22 protein-coding genes, 4 tRNA genes and 1 pseudogene are annotated in these 20700 nt (G+C 66.8%); 20 read left to right on the top strand and 7 right to left on the bottom strand.

From position 1 onward, the window contains the following. Positions 1 to 180 precede the first annotated feature (180 nt). Positions 181 to 1110 (bottom strand): oxidoreductase, encoded by a 930-nt coding sequence (locus tag OVA31_RS05580; RefSeq protein WP_267630110.1) that lies wholly within the window; start codon positions 1108 to 1110, stop codon positions 181 to 183. Between the two features lie 97 nt (positions 1111 to 1207). Between OVA31_RS05580 and OVA31_RS05575 the strand changes: the two genes are divergently transcribed. Further along, on the top strand, positions 1208 to 1867 hold the full coding sequence (locus OVA31_RS05575) for a hypothetical protein (protein WP_267630109.1): 660 nt from the start codon (positions 1208 to 1210) through the stop codon (positions 1865 to 1867). 133 nt (positions 1868 to 2000) lie between these two features. Here the strand turns inward: OVA31_RS05575 and OVA31_RS05570 are convergent, their stop codons facing one another. Further along, a complete protein-coding gene (locus OVA31_RS05570; RefSeq protein ID WP_267630108.1) occupies positions 2001 to 2492 on the bottom strand; it encodes a YajQ family cyclic di-GMP-binding protein in 492 nt (163 codons plus the stop codon). A 237-nt stretch (positions 2493 to 2729) separates the two neighbouring features. Between OVA31_RS05570 and OVA31_RS05565 the strand changes: the two genes are divergently transcribed. The 5 genes from OVA31_RS05565 to OVA31_RS05545 all read left to right on the top strand — a co-directional run bounded on the left by OVA31_RS05565 (position 2730) and on the right by OVA31_RS05545 (position 4686). Next, positions 2730 to 2810 (top strand) — tRNA-Tyr (locus OVA31_RS05565). Positions 2811 to 2936: 126 nt separating this feature from the next. Next, a tRNA-Thr gene (locus tag OVA31_RS05560) sits at positions 2937 to 3009 on the top strand. A 21-nt stretch (positions 3010 to 3030) separates the two neighbouring features. Beyond that, positions 3031 to 3104: transfer RNA gene (locus OVA31_RS05555), tRNA-Met, on the top strand. Between the two features lie 82 nt (positions 3105 to 3186). After that, positions 3187 to 3354, top strand: a complete 168-nt coding sequence (rpmG, locus tag OVA31_RS05550; protein WP_003929651.1) for a 50S ribosomal protein L33 — start codon at positions 3187 to 3189, stop codon at positions 3352 to 3354. 249 nt (positions 3355 to 3603) lie between these two features. Continuing rightward, positions 3604 to 4686 (top strand): fused (3R)-hydroxyacyl-ACP dehydratase subunits HadA/HadB, encoded by a 1083-nt coding sequence (locus OVA31_RS05545; RefSeq protein WP_267630107.1) that lies wholly within the window; start codon positions 3604 to 3606, stop codon positions 4684 to 4686. A 17-nt stretch (positions 4687 to 4703) separates the two neighbouring features. Here OVA31_RS05545 and OVA31_RS05540 read toward each other — a convergent pair whose 3' ends face one another. Next, on the bottom strand, positions 4704 to 5675 hold the full coding sequence (locus OVA31_RS05540; RefSeq protein WP_267630105.1) for a DMT family transporter: 972 nt from the start codon (positions 5673 to 5675) through the stop codon (positions 4704 to 4706). On the opposite strand from OVA31_RS05540, the gene OVA31_RS05535 reads away from it, so the two are divergent. The 6 genes from OVA31_RS05535 to rplA all read left to right on the top strand — a co-directional run bounded on the left by OVA31_RS05535 (position 5674) and on the right by rplA (position 10162). Beyond that, a complete protein-coding gene (locus OVA31_RS05535) occupies positions 5674 to 7074 on the top strand; it encodes a PLP-dependent aminotransferase family protein (protein ID WP_267630104.1) in 1401 nt (466 codons plus the stop codon). The two genes, OVA31_RS05540 and OVA31_RS05535, sit on opposite strands and share 2 nt — an antisense overlap. 234 nt (positions 7075 to 7308) lie before the next feature. Next, positions 7309 to 7381 (top strand) — tRNA-Trp (locus tag OVA31_RS05530). 38 nt (positions 7382 to 7419) lie between these two features. Next, complete coding sequence (secE, locus tag OVA31_RS05525; protein ID WP_164310975.1) at positions 7420 to 7866, top strand: preprotein translocase subunit SecE; 447 nt, start codon at positions 7420 to 7422, stop codon at positions 7864 to 7866. Between the two features lie 69 nt (positions 7867 to 7935). After that, positions 7936 to 8805: a transcription termination/antitermination protein NusG gene (gene nusG / locus OVA31_RS05520; RefSeq protein WP_267630103.1), complete on the top strand. Its 870-nt coding sequence runs from the start codon at positions 7936 to 7938 to the stop codon at positions 8803 to 8805. Positions 8806 to 8929: 124 nt separating this feature from the next. Beyond that, positions 8930 to 9364 (top strand): 50S ribosomal protein L11, encoded by a 435-nt coding sequence (rplK, locus tag OVA31_RS05515; protein ID WP_164310977.1) that lies wholly within the window; start codon positions 8930 to 8932, stop codon positions 9362 to 9364. An 81-nt stretch (positions 9365 to 9445) separates the two neighbouring features. After that, the gene (gene rplA, locus OVA31_RS05510) at positions 9446 to 10162 is read left to right on the top strand and encodes a 50S ribosomal protein L1 (protein WP_267630102.1); all 717 of its coding nucleotides are present in this window, start codon (positions 9446 to 9448) and stop codon (positions 10160 to 10162) included. 97 nt (positions 10163 to 10259) lie between these two features. Here the strand turns inward: rplA and OVA31_RS05505 are convergent, their stop codons facing one another. Beyond that, positions 10260 to 10568, bottom strand: a complete 309-nt coding sequence (locus OVA31_RS05505) for a transcriptional regulator (protein WP_267630101.1) — start codon at positions 10566 to 10568, stop codon at positions 10260 to 10262. Further along, the gene (locus OVA31_RS05500) at positions 10565 to 11029 is read right to left on the bottom strand and encodes a hypothetical protein (protein ID WP_267630100.1); all 465 of its coding nucleotides are present in this window, start codon (positions 11027 to 11029) and stop codon (positions 10565 to 10567) included. The genes OVA31_RS05505 and OVA31_RS05500 overlap by 4 nt, the downstream gene beginning before the upstream one ends. Positions 11030 to 11182: 153 nt before the next feature. Here OVA31_RS05500 and OVA31_RS05495 point away from each other — a divergent pair, with 153 nt between their 5' ends. The 5 genes from OVA31_RS05495 to OVA31_RS05475 all read left to right on the top strand — a co-directional run bounded on the left by OVA31_RS05495 (position 11183) and on the right by OVA31_RS05475 (position 14343). Next, positions 11183 to 12136 carry an L-lactate dehydrogenase gene (locus tag OVA31_RS05495; RefSeq protein WP_267630099.1) on the top strand — a complete coding sequence of 318 codons (954 nt, stop codon included), beginning with the start codon at positions 11183 to 11185 and terminating at the stop codon, positions 12134 to 12136. A gap of 100 nt (positions 12137 to 12236) precedes the next feature. Next, on the top strand, positions 12237 to 12506 hold the full coding sequence (locus OVA31_RS05490) for an excalibur calcium-binding domain-containing protein (RefSeq protein WP_267630097.1): 270 nt from the start codon (positions 12237 to 12239) through the stop codon (positions 12504 to 12506). 22 nt (positions 12507 to 12528) lie between these two features. Continuing rightward, positions 12529 to 13008: a helix-turn-helix domain-containing protein gene (locus OVA31_RS05485; protein ID WP_267630096.1), complete on the top strand. Its 480-nt coding sequence runs from the start codon at positions 12529 to 12531 to the stop codon at positions 13006 to 13008. Then, positions 13005 to 13460: a VOC family protein gene (locus OVA31_RS05480; RefSeq protein ID WP_267630095.1), complete on the top strand. Its 456-nt coding sequence runs from the start codon at positions 13005 to 13007 to the stop codon at positions 13458 to 13460. Before OVA31_RS05485 ends, OVA31_RS05480 begins: the two co-directional genes overlap by 4 nt. 52 nt (positions 13461 to 13512) lie before the next feature. Beyond that, positions 13513 to 14343 carry a DUF2786 domain-containing protein gene (locus tag OVA31_RS05475; protein ID WP_267630094.1) on the top strand — a complete coding sequence of 277 codons (831 nt, stop codon included), beginning with the start codon at positions 13513 to 13515 and terminating at the stop codon, positions 14341 to 14343. Positions 14344 to 14347: 4 nt separating this feature from the next. Here the strand turns inward: OVA31_RS05475 and OVA31_RS05470 are convergent, their stop codons facing one another. Further along, positions 14348 to 15298, bottom strand: a complete 951-nt coding sequence (locus tag OVA31_RS05470) for a YhjD/YihY/BrkB family envelope integrity protein (RefSeq protein ID WP_267630093.1) — start codon at positions 15296 to 15298, stop codon at positions 14348 to 14350. 98 nt (positions 15299 to 15396) lie between these two features. Here OVA31_RS05470 and OVA31_RS05465 point away from each other — a divergent pair, with 98 nt between their 5' ends. The 3 genes from OVA31_RS05465 to OVA31_RS05455 are packed head-to-tail and all read left to right on the top strand — an operon-like array spanning position 15397 to position 18489. Continuing rightward, positions 15397 to 15903: a TIGR04338 family metallohydrolase gene (locus OVA31_RS05465; RefSeq protein ID WP_267630092.1), complete on the top strand. Its 507-nt coding sequence runs from the start codon at positions 15397 to 15399 to the stop codon at positions 15901 to 15903. Between the two features lie 7 nt (positions 15904 to 15910). Beyond that, on the top strand, positions 15911 to 16849 hold the full coding sequence (locus OVA31_RS05460; RefSeq protein ID WP_267630091.1) for an ABC transporter ATP-binding protein: 939 nt from the start codon (positions 15911 to 15913) through the stop codon (positions 16847 to 16849). Beyond that, positions 16846 to 18489: an ABC transporter permease gene (locus OVA31_RS05455; RefSeq protein WP_267630090.1), complete on the top strand. Its 1644-nt coding sequence runs from the start codon at positions 16846 to 16848 to the stop codon at positions 18487 to 18489. The genes OVA31_RS05460 and OVA31_RS05455 overlap by 4 nt, the downstream gene beginning before the upstream one ends. 130 nt (positions 18490 to 18619) lie before the next feature. Here OVA31_RS05455 and OVA31_RS05450 read toward each other — a convergent pair. Further along, positions 18620 to 20645: pseudogene (locus tag OVA31_RS05450) on the bottom strand (CocE/NonD family hydrolase). Positions 20646 to 20700 lie beyond the last annotated feature (55 nt).

Genomic DNA, 20700 nt, shown 5'->3' with positions numbered 1-20700 from the left:
GTGGCTTGGTTTCGGCGGGGGTCGTCGCACGCACAGCGATGTGAAGGGATTCCTGCTGGGGTGCACGGAGGACGTCGATCGGGGCGGGGGAATTGGTGATGGTGGCCTTCCGGGTGCTCGCCGCAACCGCGACATCACCAGTCTAGTCCCAGGTCAGGGACTGCCCGTCGGCCCGTCGTCCTAGCGGCGGGCAGGCGCGATGCGATCGAGCACGGCGACCTCCTCGGCGGTCAGTCGGAGTCCGCCGGCCGCGACGTTCTGTTCCAGGTGGACTGGGTTGCCGGTGCCCGGAATCGCGAGCACATGGGGGCCGCGCTGCAGGGTCCATGCCAGTCGGATCTGCGCCGGGGTGGCGCCGTGCGCTTCGGCAATGGCGGCGATCTCGGCCTCGCCGGTGCTGTCGGGTCCTTCAGAGGAGGCCCAGGTTGAGGTGGCCACGGCGAAGAACGGCACGAATGCGATGCCGTGTTCGAGGCACAGCTCGAGCAGGGCGTCGTCGGCGCGGTCGGTGAGACCGTATCGGTTCTGCACACTGACCACCGGCGTGATGGTGATCGCCTCGGTCAGTTGGTCGGCCGTGATATTGGAGATGCCGATGTGGCGCAGCAGACCAGCATCACGCAGTTCGACCAGCGCGCCGAGGTGGTCGGCCAGTGACCCCTCCATCTTGTCCATGGTCGTTCCCCAGCGCAGATTGACCACGTCGAGCTGGTCGAGGCCGAGCTGACGGATGTTCTCCTCGACCTGACCGCGCAACTGGTCGGGACGTCCCATCGGCTCGAACTCGCCGTCCCTGGACTGACTCGGTCCGACCTTGGTGGTGATCACGAGATGATCCGGGTAGGGCTGCAAGGCGGTGCTGATCAACTCGTTGGAGGAGCGCGTCGGTGTGAAGTAGAAGGCGGCGGTGTCGATGTGGTTCACGCCGAGCTCGATGGCCCGACGGAGAACGGCGAGCGCATCGTCGCGGCTCCGGGGCGCTTCCCAGGGCATACCGCCCAGGCGCATGGCGCCGAGGCCGACGCGGTTGACGGTGCGGTCGCCCAGCTGCCAGGTTCCGGCGGAGTCGGCGATGGGGATGGTGGCTGTGGATGTCGAATCAGTGGTCATGGAATCCAGCATGGCTCCGCCGACGACGACCGGGCAGTCGATGGCAACAAGCTGCCACGGCTGCGCAGACAGGCGTGTCCGGCGCACAATCGAGGGTATGCACAGCACTGATTCCGTCACCGTGGTGCGTGGCGAGGAGGAACTGTTCGCGCGGACGGCGCACCTGTTCGCGTCGGCCGCCGAGGTGGTGTGTGCAGCCAACGACCTGTGGACCTTCGCATGGTCACACGGCGCGGGGGAGCTCGCGGACACGGCCGCACAGCAGCGCAGGCCCGATCAGCGTGTTCGCAAGATCTACCAGGCCGGGACATTGCTCGACCCCGTGGCGGCACACGAGTTGGCCAAACGTCGGGACCAGTTCGGCGCGGAGATCCGAGTCACCACCGACGAGATCAACGAGACGATCATCCTCGATCGTCGGCTGGTCATCCTCGCAGGCGATCGGACCGCAGGCGGACGCAGTTACAGCGTCATCACCCAGGCTGCCACCGTGCAGGGGGTGTCGTCGCTGTTCGAGGCGGCATGGCGGTCGGCGACCGAGCTCGCCACCTTTGACGCGCGGATCGCGGACATCCGTCGGCTCGCGCCGCAGGTGCTCGACCTGCTCTCCCGCGGAGTCAAGGACGAATCGGCCGCACGCAGCCTCGGCCTCGGTGTGCGTACCTACCGGCGCCGGGTCGCCGACCTGATGTCGGCGCTCGGTGCGCAGTCGAGGTTCCAGGCCGGTGTGCGGGCGCGCGAATTGGGCATCGTGTAGCGGGTGCGGTGATCTCGATACGCGGCTCCTTCGTCGCCGCTACTCGATCGGCGGATAGAGGTGGCGCGGCTCGCTCGGCGGAAAGGGGTGGCGCGGCTCGCTCGGCGGGAGGGGCGCGGCCCCAGGACCTCCGCTACCGGTAGTTCACGAACTGCAACGCGATCCCGAAGTCCTCGCCCTTGAGGAGCGAGATCACCGCCTGCAGGTCGTCACGCTTCTTGCTCGACACCCGGAGTTCCTCGCCCTGGATCTGGGCTTTGACACCCTTGGGGCCCTCGTCGCGGATCTTCTTGGAGATCTTTTTGGCGTGCTCGGAGTCGATACCCTCGACGATCTTGCCGCTGATCTTGAAGGTCTTGCCCGATGCGGCCGGCTCGCCGGCGTCGAACGCCTTGAGCGAGATGTCGCGGCGGATGAGCTTCTCCTTGAAGACGTCGAGGCCGGCCTGAGCGCGCTCCTCGGCGTCGGAGGTGATCACGATGTTCTCTTCGCCGGACCACTCGATTCCGGTGTTGGTGCCGCGGAAGTCGTAACGCTGTGACAGCTCCTTGGCGGCCTGGTTGAGGGCGTTGTCGACCTCTTGGCGGTCGACCTTGCTCACCACGTCGAACGATGAATCAGCCATGGGTCACACCCTATCGGCCCCGCCGTGAACTGCGTCCGGGTGCGGTGGTCGAACGACTGCGCACGCTCGGTACACAACTGCGCACAGTCGGCGGAAATGCGCCCGAGCCGCCACGAAGGAGACCGGGCCAGGACCCCGGAGGCGGCGCTGAGCAGCCGGTTTGCGTCGACACCGAGAGTTCGTTGTATTCTTCACGGCGTTGTTCTTACGGCCGGTCACCGGCCGGACGGACGGCACGGCAGGTTGCCCGAGCGGCCAAAGGGAGCGGACTGTAAATCCGTCGCGCAAGCTACATAGGTTCGAATCCTATACCTGCCACGACGTGGTCCACGCTGAACTCCGGCGCTCGCCACCGGTCGCTGACCAGCGATTTGGTGAGCGCCCACGTTGGTGTGTAACCTCGTTAAGGCTCTCGATTCAGCCGTTCGCGGCTGGGCCGGGCACGCCCCCTTAGCTCAGTCGGTAGAGCGTTTCCATGGTAAGGAAAAGGTCAACGGTTCGATTCCGTTAGGGGGCTCGCTGGACCTCCAGTCCACATGGCGGTGTAGCTCAGCTGGTTAGAGCGCACGACTCATAATCGTGAGGTCGAGGGATCGAGTCCCTCCACCGCTACACATCGGTGCCGACCAGCTCGGACCCGACACGCAAAGGGCATGCCGAGCCCGCCACGTACCACCCGAAAGAAGGCAACGAAGTGGCCTCCTCAACAGATGTTCGCCCCAAGATCACCTTGGCGTGCGAGGTGTGCAAGCACCGCAACTACATCACCAAGAAGAACCGTCGCAACGATCCCGATCGTCTCGAGATCAAGAAGTTCTGCCCGAACTGCGGCAAGCATCAGGCGCACAAAGAATCGCGCTGAGCGATCAGCAAAGTTTGGCAATTACGCGGGCTACCTCTGATGAGGTGGCCCGCAGCCATTACCGTGGCAAGGGGACTCCGTCACCGGACCCGGTAAGAGAATCAACAGCAGCACACAACCAGCGGTAGCAGGAGTTGTCCTTCACGCGACGCCTACCGCCGTGGACCACGCCCGAGCCCTCGTCGTACGAGGGACCGTCCACGAGATCCTGGCCATTTGCGGAGTGGCCGAGCAAAGGAGCGGCATCCGATGTCAGTCAGCGAGGCCGAGGTGCAGGAACGGATCGACGCGGTGAAGAAGGGCGTGAAGCTCACTCCTGAGGAGATCGCCGCCCACACCCAGAAAATGGTGGGCTTCAACTACACGGTCGACGACTACTACGAGGTCGGGCGTGAAGAAGTCCGCAAGCACGCCCGCGCCGTGCAGGACGACCACCCGGTCCATTGGAACGAGAAGGCCGCGCAGGAGATGGGGCACGAGACCCTCATTGCCGCGCCCACGTTCGTGTCGGTGCTCGGGATCATCGCCCAGCGTCGTCTGTTCGAGGACGTCGTCACCGGATACGACCTGTGGCAGATCATGCAGACCGATCAGCGCCTGGTGTTCCACCAGCCGATCAAGGTGGGCGACCAGCTCATCTGCGACGTCTCGCTCGACTCCTTCCGCCAGATGGCCGGCACCGACGTGATGATCACCAAGAACATCATCTGGAACCAGCACGAAGAGCCGGTGATGACAACCTGGACCAGCCTGGTGGCCCGTGCCGCGGTGGAGGCCGATCCCGAGGTCCTCGACAAGCTCGAGCACGTGATGATGAAGGTCGACAGCGAGCCGGTCATGCCGAACACCGTGCACGGCCCGTTCGACCGCTACGACCAGCCGGATCCGCAGGTGGAGCCGAAGCCGTACGCCGCGATCAACTTCGACGACCTCACCGTCGGTCAGGAACTGCCGCCCGTCACCAAGACCCTCACCCGCGGCAATCTCGTCAACTACGCGGGCGTGGCAGGCGACCCCAACCCGATCCACTTCTCCGACGAGGTCGCCAAGGTGATCGGCCTGGAGACCTGCGTGGCCCACGGAATGCAGTCGATGGGTCTGGGTGCGAGTTTCATCAGCAGCTTCGTCGGCGACCCGGCAGCGATCTACGAGTACAACGTGCGATTCACCAGCCCGGTCTATGTGCCCGCAGAGGGTTACGCCCAGGTCGACTTCACCGGCAAGATCAAGTCGCTCGACCCGGAGACCCGCCGCGGCGTGATCGCGATGGTCGCCAAGCAGGGCGACCGCAAGATCTTCGGACGCGCCCAGGCGCACGTTCAGTTCAACTGACGGACCGGCACCACACATCACCGCAGCGCGGCGCGAGACGGATCATCCGCCTCGTGCCGCGCTGTGGTGTCGGCTGAGGGCGCGACGACCCGGCTCCGCACGGTGAACGCGGCGCAACCGATCACGGCGGCACCACCGATCACGAGCGAGACGGTCAGCTGTTCGCCGAGCAGCAGTACCGCCCACGCGACGGTCAGCACCGGCTGGACGAGCTGAATCTGACTGACCGTGGTCATCGGACCGATCGCCAGACCCCGGTACCAGGCGAAGAAGCCGAGAAACATACTCACCGCGCTGAGATACGCGAACGCCGCCCACTGGCCGGTGGTGGCGTGCGGCAGTCGCCCCTCGGTCACGACGAGCGCGGCGACCAGCATGACCGGCAACGCCACCAGCAGCGCCCAGCAGATCGTCTGCCACGCCCCGAGCTCGCGCGACATCAGGCCACCCTGTGCGTAGCCGATCGCCGCGAGCACGACCGCACCGAACAGATACAGATCGCTGATGCCCGCGGCGCCGAGATCGCCGTGCCCGGCGAGGGTGAACGCGGCGGTGGCAGCCACGCCCAGCGCGGCGCCCACCCAGAACCGACGGCTGGGTCGTTCTCGGGTGCGCATCGCCACGACGACCGCGGTGGCGGCCGGAAGCGCACCGATGACCACCGCCGAGTGCCCGGCCCCCACATCGCGGAGCGCGAGCGACGTGAGGATGGGGAACCCCGCCACCACACCGATCGACACCGGCACGAGCCTCGCCAGCTGCCGGGTCGTCGGGATCCGGGCGCGTCCCACCGCGAGGGCGATCGCTGCCAGCCCTGCGGCGACGACGGCGCGACCACACCCGATGAACAGCGGGTCGAGGCCCGCGACGGCGACCCGGGTGAACGGCACGGTGAAGGAGAAGGCGACGACGCCCAGGAGACCCCATAGCGTCCCCGGCCGCGATAGCACCGGCACTGAGGGTGTGATAGCGCTACTATCGATTTTCATGTATGACGATAGCAGCCATCGGATCGCGCGACATCTCCGTTCTGTCGCCGCGACCGCCGAGGCAGGTGCCCGACTGCCCTCGACGCGCGAGCTGGCATCGCGGTTCGGCGCGGGCCCGGTGACGGTGCAGCGTGCCCTCGCGCAACTCGTGGCCGAGGGCGTCGTCGAAACCCGATCTGGTTCCGGGACATTCGTGCGTAGACGATCCGTCGTCCCGGATCGGGCCGACGTCGCGTGGCAGACCGCGGCGCTCGGACCGGAACGTGCGGGTGCATCGCCGATCGGTTCGACGATGCGCCAGATCCCGCACGACACCATTGCGATGCACAGCGGCTACCCCGACATCGAGCTCCTGCCCGTCCGCGAGGTCCGCAGTGCTTTCGCTCGCGTCGCGCGGCGCGAGGAGAGTTTTCATCGCCCACCGACGGCCGGGCTACCCGACCTGCGCCGCTGGTTCGTCGATGAGCTCGATGCCGAGGGCTGGCGGGACACGGATGCGGTCATCGCTTCCGGCGGGCAGGCAGCGCTCGCGGCGACGTTCCGCGCTCTGGCAGTACCGGGCGATCCCATCGTGATGGAGTCGCCGACCTACTGGGGTGCGATCGCCGCGGCACGTCAGGCCGGGCTGATCATCGTCCCCGTGCCGCGCACCGGCGGGGCGCCGGCGGCCGCCGATCTCGACGAGGCGTTCGCGACGTCGGGAGCGCGCCTCGCGTATGTGCAGCCGACGTTTGCGAACCCGACCGGTGACGTGTGGACGGCAGCCCAGCGCGACGACGTCCTGGCCGTCGTCCGTGCGCACCGCGCCTTCGTCGTGGAGGACGACTGGGCGCACGACTTCGCGATGGAGACCACGCCCAGGCCACTGGTCTGCTCCGACACCGACGGTCACGTCGTCTACATCCGATCGCTGACCAAGAGTCTGTCGCTGACGGTGCGGGTCGCCGCGCTGCTCGCGCGTGGGCCCGCCCGGACACGGATCGAGAACGCGTTGACCGTGTCGGATCTGTATGTCGCGCCGGTCCTGCAGGCCGTTGCGCTCGACGTGGTGTCGAGGCCCGCGTGGCGCACTCATCTGGTGCGCCTGCGTCGCGCGCTGCAGGCACGTCGAGACGCACTGGTCGGGGCACTCGCTGCCGGTGCGCCCATGATCGAGGTGGAGCGTGTACCGCGCGGTGGACTGAATCTGTGGGCCGCTCTGCCCGGCGAGGGCTCCGATGGGACACCGGCCGACGCCGAGCTCGTCGCGGCCCGCACGCTCGCCCGCGGGCTGTCGATCTCGGCGGGCGGGGAGTGGTTTCCGACCGAGCCGACCGGTCCGTTCATCCGACTCAACTTCGCCGCCGCATCACCGGACCGATACGCGGAAGCGGTGGAGATCCTGGCGGGCGCGTTGTAGTCGTGGGTGACGGTTGCCGATCGGTGCGCCCACCGCATCCATGAGCAACCTCTGTGGCGGCCCTGGAAACCCGTTTTGGGTTTGTCCTGGGCAGTGATCTACACTGAACTGTCTGGATTGACTCAGACTTGCGCGCTGCCCATAGGGTGGCGCGTTGGTTTTGTCGGGAGTTTTCCGATCTGAGGAGGTCGAGAAGGCAGCTGTACCGTGGCTATCAGCCACGCACAGTCGCAAAGGGGCGTAGCTCAACTGGCAGAGCAGCGGTCTCCAAAACCGCAGGTTGCAGGTTCAAGTCCTGTCGCCCCTGCCCTGGTGAGGGCACACGTAGACGAGAGGACCTCGAAGGTGAGCAAGCGAGATCGAGCTGCCCGCGCCAAAGACGCCGCGGAGGACACCTCCGCCGAGTCGGTGGAGGAGCTCGAAGGTCGCGAAGACGTCGACGGCGCGGAGTCGGGTGAACTGCGTCCGTCGGGCAAGCGCTCGTCGAGGGGTCGTCGTTCATCGACAAGTGCCTCCAGCACCGACGGCGGCGCGGACTCCGACACCGGATCCGCGGTCGCGGTCAAAGAACGCAAGAAGAAGGCACCTGCCGGCGAGAGCCGCAATCCGTTCGTTCGGATCTGGGTTTTCCTGCAGCAGGTCGTCGCCGAACTGAAGAAGGTCATCTGGCCGACCCGCCGTGAGATGATCACCTACACGATTGTCGTGCTGATTTTCGTGATCGTGATGACCGCCTTCATCTCCGGCCTCGACCTCGCCTTCGCCAAGGGAGTTCTCTGGCTGTTCGGCTGACGCCGCCCACATCAGTGGGGCAGAGGCCAGGCCAGGACGACCGGAACCGATAGAGGAGCGTGGGCTGCAGTGAGCACCCCGGAGAACGAGATCGAACCGACCCCAGAGTCGATCGGTGAGGTCGACACGTCGGCGGTGGACACCGTTGACGAGACCGACGATCCCGGTGTCGAGGCACAGGTCGAGGCCGCCGAGGATGACGCAGCAGCCGTCGAGGGCGGCGAGGCCGTCGTCGAGGAAGCCATCGAGGACGCCGTCGCCGACGAAGTCGACGTGGCCGACGAGGTCGCTGCCGAAGAGGCACCCGCCGAGGACGCCGATCCGGTCGAGGAACTGCGGAAGCAGCTTCGCCGTGCACCCGGTGACTGGTACGTGATCCACAGCTACGCGGGTTACGAGAACAAGGTGAAGGCCAACCTCGAGACCCGTGTGCAGAACCTCGATGTCGGCGACTACATCTTCCAGGTCGAGGTTCCGACCGAAGAGGTCACCGAGATCAAGAACGGCCAGCCGAAGAAGGTCAACCGCAAGGTGCTGCCGGGCTACATCCTGGTGCGCATGGACCTCAACGACGACTCGTGGGGCGCGGTGCGCAACACACCCGGTGTGACCGGCTTCGTCGGGATGACGTCCAAGCCGTCGCCGTTGTCGCTCGACGAGGTGCTGCAGTTCCTGATGCCGCGCGTCGAGGCCAAGAAGCCTGCTGCCACCAAGGCCGGGGCCGAGGGCGTCGAGGCGGCTGCCGCCGCGGCGACCGCGGTCATCGAGGTGGACTTCGAGGTGGGCGAGTCGGTCACCGTCATGGACGGCCCGTTCGCGACCCTGCCCGCGTCGATCAGCGAGGTCAACGCCGAGCAGCGCAAGGTCAAGGTGCTGGTGTCGATCTTCGGTCGCGAGACCCCGGTCGAACTCGGCTTCAATCAGGTCGAGAAGATTTAGCCCGACCGGTCCCTGAGGAGCTCGCGAGGAACGAGCGAGCGTCACGAAGGGCCGGCCGCGTGACAAGAAACTTTCACGTCTCCAGCGGACGTGGATCTGCAAGAAAACAAACAAGGAACATTAGATGCCTCCCAAGAAGAAGAAGCTCGCCGGGATCATCAAGCTCCAGATCCAGGCAGGCCAGGCCAACCCGGCTCCGCCCGTGGGTCCGGCGCTCGGTCAGCACGGCGTGAACATCATGGAGTTCTGCAAGGCGTACAACGCGGCGACCGAGTCGCAGCGTGGCAACGTCATCCCGGTGGAGATCTTCGTATACGAAGATCGCTCGTTCGACTTCAAGTTGAAGACCCCGCCGGCTGCGAAGCTCCTGCTCAAGGCTGCCGGTGTGCAGAAGGGCTCCGGCGAGCCGCACACCAACAAGGTCGGCAAGGTCAGCATGGACCAGGTCCGTGAGATCGCGAAGACCAAGCAGGAAGACCTCAACGCCAACGACATCGACCAGGCCGCGAAGATCATCGCCGGTACTGCACGGTCGATGGGGATCAACGTCGAGGGCTGATCCAGCCGCGACACCGTGGGAGGGCCGGCTCGGCCCAGCAACCACTAACCCGAACATCATTCACGGAGAAAGAACAGAGCAATGGCACAGAAGAGCAAGGCCTACCGCGCCGCCGCGGAACAGGTCGACAAGAGCAAGCTGTACAGCCCGCTGGAAGCTGCGCAGCTCGCCAAGGACACGTCGTCGAAGAACACCGACTCGACCGTCGAGGTCGCCATCCGGCTGGGCGTCGACCCGCGCAAGGCCGACCAGATGGTCCGCGGAACCGTCAACCTGCCGCACGGCACCGGTAAGACCGCCCGTGTGATCGTTTTCGCCGCAGGCGACAAGGCCGCCGAGGCCGTCGCAGCCGGAGCCGACGAGGTCGGCGCCGAGGACCTGATCGAGAAGATCCAGGGCGGCTGGCTGGAGTTCGACGCCGCAATCGCCACCCCGGACCAGATGGCCAAGGTCGGCCGCATCGCGCGTGTGCTCGGCCCGCGTGGTCTGATGCCGAACCCGAAGACGGGCACCGTGACGACCGACGTCACCAAGGCCGTCAACGACATCAAGGGCGGCAAGATCAACTTCCGCGTCGACAAGGCCGCCAACCTGCACTTCGTCATCGGCAAGGCGTCGTTCGACGTCGAGAAGCTGGCGGAGAACTACGGCGCCGCCTACGACGAGATCATGCGTGCGAAGCCGTCGGCAGCCAAGGGACGTTACGTCAAGAAGGTCACCGTCTCCACCACGACGGGCCCGGGCATCCCGGTCGACCCGCTGGTGACCCGTAACTTCGCCGAGGCCCCGCAGGGCTGACCCTTCGAGACGCTCCTCCGGGAGCAGCGCTCGCAGACTCGAGGCCCCCGATCACTGTTGTGGTCGGGGGCTTCGTCATATCCCGGATTGTCGTGGGTCAGGTCGTGTCGCCGATGATGGCCCGCAGCGCGGCGATGTGACCGGTGTAGGCAGAGCGCCCGGCGGCGGTGAGTCGAGCCCGGACGGTTCGTCGCCGGCCGGTGAGGCGGCGCTCGGTGCTGAGATATCCGGCGTCCTCCAGCGTCGACAACTGTTTCGACAACGCCGAGTCCGAGAGCGCCAGTTGCTCCTTCAGAAAGGCGAACTCCGCCCAATCGGCCGCGGCGAGCGTGGCGACCAGCGCGAGCCTGGTGCTGGGGTGGATCAGCTCGTCGAAACGGGCGGCGCCGTCGGCCTCGGCGGTCATGCACCGATCCATCGACGTGCAACCGTGAACATCTCGGGACCACCGAACCCGACGACGAGCGCGGTGATCACCGCCGCCCACAATGACGGGTGTCCGGCGCCGTCGGCCTGCAGCGCGAACGCGAGTGCGATGGTGAACGCCACCGCGGTCAGCAGAATCGCGATGACGATCAACGGGATACGACGATCGGCGACCGTCCGGCTGACCTGTAGTCGAGAGCTGCGACGACGGCCGTCCAGCAGTCGAGAGGCCACCGCCGCGTGGCCTGCGCCGAACAACGCCGTCGCCACGGTCACCACCCACCACGGGGCGAACTGTCCCAGCAGACCCAGCACCAGCCAGCCGCCGGCCATGGCCCACCAGTAGGCCCGGGGCAGACCGATCTCCTCGGCGACGTCGCGCCGGGCGCGATCGGCCGCGGCGAGTGCGGCGCGCGCCTGTTCGGGCGTCATGTCGGTCATCAGGTCCTCCTCCTGGTTGACTTTCCTATCTGGAAAGTCATCGTCCACTTTCCCGTTGGGAAAGTCAACCGTCGAAGCAGAACGCTGCGGCCACCCGGCGAGGCAGGAATAATCGCCGTCAGGGGCGGGCCAACGAGACCAGGCGGTGACTTGATGGACGTACGACCGACGAAGCTGGCGATCATCGGAGCGGGAGCGGTCGGCACCGCCGTCGCGTATGCGTCGCTGATCCGGGGCGTGGCACGGACGATCGCGCTGATGGACATCAACACCGCGAAGGTGACCGCCGAGGTCCTCGACATGTCGCACGGGCTGGAGTTCGTCCCGCGGGCCGACATCATCGGCGACGACGACGTGTCGGTGTGTGCCGACGCCGACGTGGTGGTCTTCACCGCCGGGGCGAAGCAGCGGCCCGGGCAGTCGCGACTCGAACTGGCCGAGGCCACCATCGGTTTGACCAAGAAGATCATGCCGGGGGTGCTCGAGGTGGCCCCGAACGCCGTCTACATCATGGTCACCAACCCGGTCGACATCGTCACTTATGCGGCGCTGAAATACAGTGGCCTGCCGAACAATCAGCTGTTCGGTTCGGGCACCGTGCTCGACTCGTCACGACTGCGGTTCCTGATCGCGCAGCACTGCGACGTCGCGGTGCAGAACGTGCACGCCTACATCGTCGGCGAACACGGTGACAGTGAGATCCCGCTGTGGAGTTCGGCGAGCATCGGCGGCGTGCCACTGCTGCATTGGAAGCCGTTGGGCTCGGGCGAGGCCATCGATGCAGCGGCTCGCGAGCGCATCCACCACGAGGTGGTCCACGCCGCGTACAAGATCATCGAGGGTAAGGGCGCGACCAACTACGCGATCGGTCTGGCGGCCACCCGGATCGTCGAGGCGGTGCTGAACAACGAGCATCGGGTGCTGCCGGTGTCGACGGTTGCCGCGGGCTACGAGGGCCTCGACGATGTCTGTCTCTCGCTGCCGACGATCGTCGACCGCGCGGGAGCCCAGACCCGTCTTGAGATGCCCATGTCCGACGACGAGTTGTCCGGCCTGATGCGTTCGGCGGAAACCCTGCGGGGGATGCAGGCGAAGTTCGGGCTCTAGCGTTCGGTCGTTCAGAGTAATGCGGGCCGATTCGGGACCCGGGACGCCGCGGGCGGGGCTACCGTCACCCCATTCATCGAAGAATGTGGGAAGGGTAGCGATGCGGTGCTCACGGAAGATCGTCGTCGGAATGCTGGCGGCGGCAACACTCGTCGTCGCGCCGTTGGCAGTAGCAGCGCCGGCGGGGGCAACGGCATATTCCAACTGCAAAGCCCTCAATGCCGACTACCCGCATGGCGTCGGACAGTCGGGAGCCGTGGACTCGACGTCCGGGACACCGGTCACGAACTTCACGGTCAACGACAACGTCTACCGCCAGGAATCGTCGCACGACCGGGACAAGGACGGCATCGCCTGCGAGCGACACTGACCTGTGAGCGACACTGACTGGTGTGTTCACCCCCCGTGAGGACGAGAACCGTCGACTACTGCGTGCGCGCGACGCCATCGACCGCGCATTCGCCGAACCGCTCGACGTCGCGACGCTCGCGCGTATCGCGCTGGTCTCACCGGCTCATTTCACCCGACGATTTCGGGATTTGTTCGGTGAGACACCGCATCGCTACCTGCAGCGCAGGCGCATCGAACGGGCCTGCGCGCTGCTGCGCAACACCGAACTCCCGGTGACCGAGGTTGCCTGCGCGGTCGGATACGAGAGTCTCGGCACCTTCGGCCGGACATTCACCGCGATCATCGGACGCAGTCCGACCGAGTATCGCCGGACCACCGCGCCTGCGCCGGTGCCGTCGTGTTTCGTGAAGGACTGGACCCGACCCAATCACGATCCGAGCCGGCAGGATTCGAACCGACCGGATTCGAGCAGTTTCGGAGAAGCCGGGCCACGCCCGATCGTCGTATCGTCGGGCGCATGATCAACGGAATCAGCATCCACTCCATCTATGTCCTCGACCAGGACGCCGCACTCGAGTTCTATGTCGGCAGACTCGGATTCGTGGTGACCACCGACGTCGACATGGGATTCATGCGGTGGCTGACGATCGCCGCGCCCGATCAGCCCGACCGCGAGATCCTGCTGTCGCTGCCCGGCCCGCCTGCGATCTCCGAGGACGCGGCCGCGACCGTCCGTGATCTGCTGACCCAGGGTGCGCTGGGGACGACGATCCTGGCCACCGACGACTGTCGCGGCACCTACGCCGAGTTGGTGGCCAAGGGAGTCGAGTTCACCCAGGAACCCGAAGACCAGCCGTACGGCATCGATTGTGCGTTCCGCGACCCGTTCGGCAACCACATCCGGATGACCCAGCGGACCGACGACCGCGAGATCTCCGACGACGACATCGTACGGTGGGCGCCCGAGAGCTGAAGCGATTTCGCGTCGAGTGGAACCGATCGGGCCGCTCGATAGTCTGATACATATGCGCGACGACAAGCTGCTCACCCGCATCTCGGCCCTGCTGCGACAGGCCGAGGGCACCGACAATCCGCACGAGGCGGAAACGTTCATGCAGGCGGCACAGCGGCTGGCGACCGCGGCGTCGATCGATCTCGCGGTGGCCCGCTCCCACGACCCGGCGGACCGCCGCGACACCGCACCGGTCACCAGGCAGATCTCCATCGGCACCGCCGGCAAACGGGGTCTGCGCACGTATGTCCAGCTGTTCGTCGCCATCGCACAGGCCAACGACGTGACCGTTGACGTGGCAGGCAACTCGACGTTCGTGATGGCGTACGGATTCGGCTCCGACATCGACACCTGCGAGACCCTCTACACGTCGTTGGTGGTGCAGATGGTCGCGGCCAGCGATGCCTACCTGAGGTCGGGCGCCTACAAGGGCGAGGAATTCTCCCGGGTCGTCACCCGGGGGGCCGGGTGGCGGGCACAACGGGTCGTCGAGACCAAACCGCTGTCGCCGATCACGGCACGACTCAACTTCCAGTCGGCGTTCGCCGAGCGGATCGGCAAACGACTCAGCGAGGCCCGTGAAGACGCCCGCGCAGAGGCGCTGCGCGCCGACCCGGACGGCGACCGGAAGCCGTCGTCGACGGCGCTGGCCTTGCGGGACAAGGAGATCGAGGTGATCGACTTCTATCGGTCGGAGTCGAAGGCGAGGGGGACGTGGCGTCCGGCGAGTGCCTCGGCGGGCTACTCCGAGGCGGCTCGGCGCGCGGGCGATCGCGCGGGACGCCGGGCGCGAATCGGTGCGGATCGCGAATTCGGTGGTGCCCGCGGCGAATTGGAGGGGTGACGAGCTACCTGCCTGCCGACTGGTCGGCAGCCGATTCGAGGGTGAAGAAATCCGTGCGCTGGACGCGCTGCGAGGGCCGGGGAGCCCCGACATGAGTACGCATCCACGTCCCGACGGTCCCTTCGTCGGAGATCAGCGAATGGATGACGACAGCACAGACCACCACGATCCCGGCGAAGAAGAACAACCAGCTGATCGCCACGAACACCATGCCCAGCGTGCCGTAGTGGTGGGTGGTCTCACCCATGATCGTCGGCAGGGCGAGCCGACTGCCCACCAGCAGGACGGTGATGAAGATGCCGGTCACGGCGCCGTTGACTGCCAGCAGGCGCATCGGCACCTGCGAACTCACCAGCAGACGCGGCAACGTCGTCCACATGATCGACCAGATGAGGAAGGTGGCCACCACCTCGAGCACCACACCCAGCGCCCCGTATCCGCCGATCGTGATGCCGGTGACCGAGACATCGTGGAGCGCCGCGGCCAGCCCCTGCGCAACCACGCCGAGCGGGATCGCGAAGATCACCACCACCCAACGCCACCATCCGGAGATGGGGAGTTTGTTCACCTCCCACACCGACACGTACATGCGTCCGAGGGCGCGCGAGAGCGAGGTCGCGCCGCCGATGGTCATCAGGACACCCAGGATGCCGAAGGCGGTGAACGATTCCGGGGTGCTGGTGGACGCGACGTCGACGCGGCTCGGGTCGATGCCGAGGCCGTCGAGGGCTTTGGTGAGGTAGGTGTGATTCGGAAGAGCAGTGAGGAGGATGACGATCGGCAGCACCGACGTGAAGGCCTGGGCGGCGAGTGTCATGGCACGATCGGTCAGATCGTTCACCGCGAGGTCCCGCAGGATGCGCAGCACCAGGTTCGCACCGGGGATCTGCCGAGCACGATCGGCGATGGCCAGGGCGCGGGCCTTGGCCCGAGCACCCAGGGACGGAGAACTCACAGTCGACGTCTCCTTTCCGGTGACCTGCCGGGGCAGGTGACCGACGGTCAGATCGTAATGCGTGCGCCGTTGTCGAGGGTGGTCTGGCGGGTGGGCGTGTGACCACGCGTCCGCGGGACTCCGGCCGCGCCCGGCTCTACGAGGCCGAACGCCTGGTGCACCGCATGTTCGATCGTGCCGGGTCGAATCGCACGGTACAGATCGCGGGTACCGAGCTCACCCTGCCGGTCGAGGCCCACTTCGGGTCGGTGGCCTCCGTATGTGACTACGTCGACCGCGTGCTCGCGATGCCATCGGTCCGCGCCCGATTCGGCCGCGCCACCCGGCCGGTGCGGGTTCGGGAGCGTCGTGGTCACCGATCGGCCGAGTATCTGCGCTCCGGTGATGCCGATCCGCAGATCGCGATCCCGTCGTCGGCGGACGGTCGTTGGGCGCTGCGCGAACTGGTGGTGCTCCACGAGATCGCCCATCACCTCGACGAATCGTCGGGGGCGGCGCACGGCCGCGGATTCGCCGTCGGGCTCATCGATCTGGTCGGTCTGGTGCTGGGTCCCGAGGCGGGTTTCGTCTATCGCGTGGTTTTCGGCGACAGCGGGGTGGTGTGATACCTCTGTGGATCTCATCGTGGATGTGGAGGGATTGTCGAAATCGTTCGGTCGGACACGCGCTTTGAATGGCCTGACCCTGGCCGTCGAGCCGGGACGCGTTCATGGATTCCTCGGCCCCAACGGCGCGGGGAAGTCGACGACCATCCGGACCGTGCTCGGGCTGATCAGAGCGGATGCGGGCCGCATCCGGCTGTTCGGCCGTGATCCGTGGAAGGACGCGGTGGCCCTGCACCGACGGCTCGCGTACGTACCGGGTGACGTCGCGCTGTGGCCGGACCTCACCGGCGGTGAGTGCATCGACATCTTGGCGTCGGGGGGAGCAGGACTCGATGACGCACGCCGTTCGGAGTTCGTCGAACGCTTCGGTCTCGATGTGACCAAGAAGGTCGACGAGTACTCGAAGGGCAATCGGCAGAAGGTCGCACTGATCGCGGCATTGGCGTCGAACGCCGAGCTGTTGATCCTCGACGAGCCCACGTCCGGGCTGGACCCGCTGATGGAAGAGGTGTTCCAGTGCGCCGTGCGCGAAAGGGTCTCGCAGGGTGTCACGGTCCTGCTGTCGAGCCACATCCTTGCCGAGGTGGAGGCGCTCAGTGACGCGGTGACCATCATTCGCGATGGTGCCACGGTGCGCACCGGAGGCCTCGACGAACTGCGCAAGGGGTCGCGGACGCGTGTTCTCGCCCGGACACGTCGTCGGCCCGAGCAGCTGTCCGAGATCGACGGGGTGACCGGTCTGTCGACGACCGCAGGCGACGACGGCATCGTCGACGTCCGCTTCGATGTCGGTGCACAGTCGCTCGAGCCTGCGCTGGGTGCCGTGCTGTCGGCGGGGGTCGCATCGCTGACCGTGCGGCCACCGAGCCTCGACGAACTGTTTCTGAGCTCCTACAGCGCCACGACCGTCGATGGCGAGGCCGACGGCACGGACGTGGCGCCGTGACCCTGCCAGCGAACCTGCACGGTCGGCGATCCGATGCCCCGGATGGAAGTGTGGGTGCGGCCGGTGTCGGTGCCATGCTGCGACTGCAGTGGCGGACGGGGTGGAAGGTCTATCTGATCTGGATCGTCTCTGTTGTCGCGGGCTACGGGTTCACCCTGACGGCGATCTCCGGCCTGTACGGCACGCCGGACCTGTTGGCCGCGTACGGCCGGACCGTCGGTGGTGACGCCGCGATCGCGGCGATCAACGGAACCCCTTACGGTGCAGACAATCTCGGTGGCGTCGCAGCCAACGAGTTCGCGTTCATCGCCGCGATCGCGATCCCTATGATGGCCACTCATCTGATCGTCCGGTTCACCCGGACACCGGAAGAGTCGGGACTGTTGGAATTGATGCGGTCGAGGGCGATCGCGTCGTGGGCGCCGCATGTCGCGGCGGTGCTCGGCGCGCTCGTCGCGGCCGCGCTGGTGGCCGTCGGCATATTCGGGACGCTGGTCGTCGAGGCTGTGGACGCCGGAAGGTCATTGCTCTACGCCGTGTCGTTGTTCATGCTCGCTGCGGTCTGGGCGGGGATTGCACTGTGCGGTGCACAGTGGTTGCGGCGGGCTCGCAAGGTCTACACCGTCAGTCTCGTTGCGCTCGGCCTCGCGTACGCCACACGTGCGATCGGCGATGTCGGCGGCAATGCGTGGAAGTGGTTGTCGCCGTTGGCCTGGCAACAGGAGACCCGGCCTTTCGCCGATGATGAGCGCTGGTGGCCGACAGCGCTCGCCTGCGGGGTGGCGATCGCGTTGGTCGCTGTGGGTGTCCGTCTGGCGGCCACTCGAGATCTGGGATCGGGTCTGGTCTCGGCACGCCCGGGGCCGGCGCGTGCCGGTTCAGGCGCCCGATCGATCCCCGGCCGTGCGATCGCCGAACACCGGGGATCGATTCTGGGATGGACCATCGGCGCACTCGCCGTCGCGCTCGTCTTCGGTGGCCTGGCGCAGGAGGTCGCCGATGCAGTGGCCGAGAACCCTCAGATTGCCGAGGCGTTCGGTGCGCGAGGGGAATCGCACGGCATCGACACCTATCTGGCACTGACCGTGGTGATCCTCGCACTGATGGCAAGCGGTTTCGTCATTTCCGCGTTCGCGAAGATGCGTGCCGACGAACGCGGTGGTCGATTGGAGATGGTGCTGTCGCTCGCGGTGGCTCGGCCGCGGTGGGCCGCGGCGCACGTCGCGGTGATCCTGGTCGGGCTAGCAGTCGTGGTCATGGTGCCCGCGTTGGGTCTCGGGGTCGTGGTAGCTCTGCAGGTCGACGACGCGGGGGAGGTCGGTCGCAACCTGTCGGCCGGGGTGGCCTACCTGCCCGCCGTCGCAGTGTTCGGGTCGATGTCGGTGGCGCTGTTCGGGTGGCTGCCCAGAGCTCAGACGGTCGTGTGGGCCCTGCTGGGGTACGCGACCTTCATCGCCTTCCTCGGCGCCACCCTCGATTGGCCGACGTGGGTGCTGCGGATCTCGCCCCTCTACTCGGTCGGCACCGTGCCGGCCGTGGACGTGTCGGTGGGTGGTGTCGTCACGCTGACCGTGGTCGCGGTGCTGCTCGCGGGTGTCGGGATGATCGGCTTCTCGCGCCGGGATGTCCCTGCGCCGTAACATCCCGTCGATCGTGCGCAGAATCCCGTTGACTGTCCGCCCCCCAGGGCTGACGCGCACGATCGACGGGAAACCGCGCACGATCGTCGGGGGACTGCGCCCGATCGGCGACGACGTATGCCGCCGTCGGCTACCAGGTCCCGCTCGAGCAGAACGTCAGATGGCTCGGATGACGCGGATCGAGCACCAGGCGCTGACGACGACCGCGCGCCTTGATCAGATCGGGCACCACGGTGAGGTAACGCGGGAAGCTGGCCGCATAAACGTCGACGCGCAGCCGGTGTCCCGGCTCGAGTACGGCGTCGGTGGGGACCAGGTCCACGTCGATGCGGACCGGCTCGTCCGCCGGCACCGGCAGCTTCCGCTTGCGCGACAAATAGTGGTGGGCCGAGATCAGGTTGCCGTCGGAAGCGTAGGTCGACTGGGACGGATCGAGGGCCCGGTTGGACGCGGACAGGGCGCCGTTGGTCAGCACGGTCGACGTCCCGTCCGGCGCGACGTCGTTGACGGTGACCGCCCAGATCGCCTCGTGCGCCGTGGTGGCCACGTTGAGTCGCAGGTTCATCGGACCGCTGATGGTGGTCGACTCGCTGACAGGTTCGGTGGTGAACGACAGTCCACCTCGCTCCTGGAAGCGGGCGTCGTCGGTGAACGAGCGTCCGAAGATCATCGCGGCGCCCGCGGTCACCTGCGTCATGTCGCGGGAGACGGCGCCCCGCGCATCCGGGTGGACGGTGAGCGACGACAGGTCGTCGACGGGCGTGATGGCCAGCGAGCCGTCGTGCGTGGCGTGATCGGCGGTGCCCGACGGGGTGTCGGTGAGGTAGAGCCGTTGTGGGACCACCCCGGGTCGCGGGAAGCTCGGGCCGGAGGTCCATGCTCCGCCCTGCTGGAGCATGGTGACCGGGCCGTAGTACTCGACGCCGTTGCCGGTGGCCTTTGAGCCAGCGGTCGAACCAGGCCCGTTCGAGCACGTCGAGCCGGGGCGGCGCGAACTTGCCGCCGTATCCGGAACCGACGTCGACGTGATAGCCGTCGCCCACCACCATCTGCTTGCGTCCCGGTTCCATCTGCAGTCGTTCGTAGACGCCGGTCGCGCTGCGCCCGAAGAGGTCGTGCCAGGCGCCGACGGTGAAGGTGGGGGCGGCGATCCGGTCGACCACGGGATCACGCTCGTCGAAATACGGGTCGTCGAAGATGCGGTCGTCGCGGGCGGTGAGGAATCCCCACAGCAGCGACGTGATCTCGGTGGCCGGCGACTTCAATCGGTCGCGCAGCCAGCGCGCGGTGTCGCCGCGGAAGACGTCGCGGACCGGGCTCGACGGATTCGGCAGCCATTTCAGCAGATTCACCACCGACAGCCAGGTCGGGATGAATGCCGACGGCATGCCACCGGTGATGTAGATGTCGCGGACGATGTCGTCGCAGCCCTCGACCGCGAAGACGGCCTTGACGGCGGGCAGGCGCTTGTCAGCGGCCTGCAGCGAGTTGATCGCCGAGTACGACCACCCGGCCAGCCCGACGGCACCGTTGCACCACTCCTGCTCGGCGACCCAATCGATGATCTCCACCGAGTCCTGTTGCTCGCGGGCGCCGAGGATCTGCCATTTGCCCTGGCTCGCGCCGGTTCCCCGGACGTCGACGATGATCTGCACATAACCGCTGCGGACGAGATTCCGGTTGATTCCGAAGACGTCGAACACGCCGCCGGACAGGGTCTTGGTGAGCGTGGTCAGGCCTTCGAGTCCCGTTCCCGTCCCATCCATGGTCGCCGAGGCGGTGTGCAGCGCCTTACCCAGCCCGGGTGCGTGCAGCGCGTGGTCGAGTGCGTCGATCGCGACCCGGTTGTACGGGTTGATGTTGAGGATTGCGGGGTAGGGGGTGAGGACGGTCTGGCCGAATCGGTTGGCCGGCCGGACCACGGTCGCGCGCAGTCGCACACCGTCGCTCATGGTGAGGACGACGTCCCGGTCGATCGCCACCCGCGGATACAGCTGCTTGCCGTCGACCTGTTCACGCCAGCGGATGCCGTCGGATCCCCCGGTGGGGTCGCCGAGCGGGAGCGAGCCGAAATGCGGTGCGCTGCCGGTTCCGACTGGTCGTGCGGCGGTGCGTCCGCGGCGTGGTTGCGCGGGTTGGTCCAACTGGTACGTCATGGTGCATCACCCTGCCCAGGCTCGGTGCCCGCTCAGGTCATGCACGAGGGCATCG

Source organism: Gordonia sp. SL306, assembly GCF_026625785.1.
GTDB lineage: Bacteria > Actinomycetota > Actinomycetes > Mycobacteriales > Mycobacteriaceae > Gordonia.
Note: the sequence above shows the minus strand (reverse complement) of the source record. Positions and strands in the feature narration are given on the sequence as shown.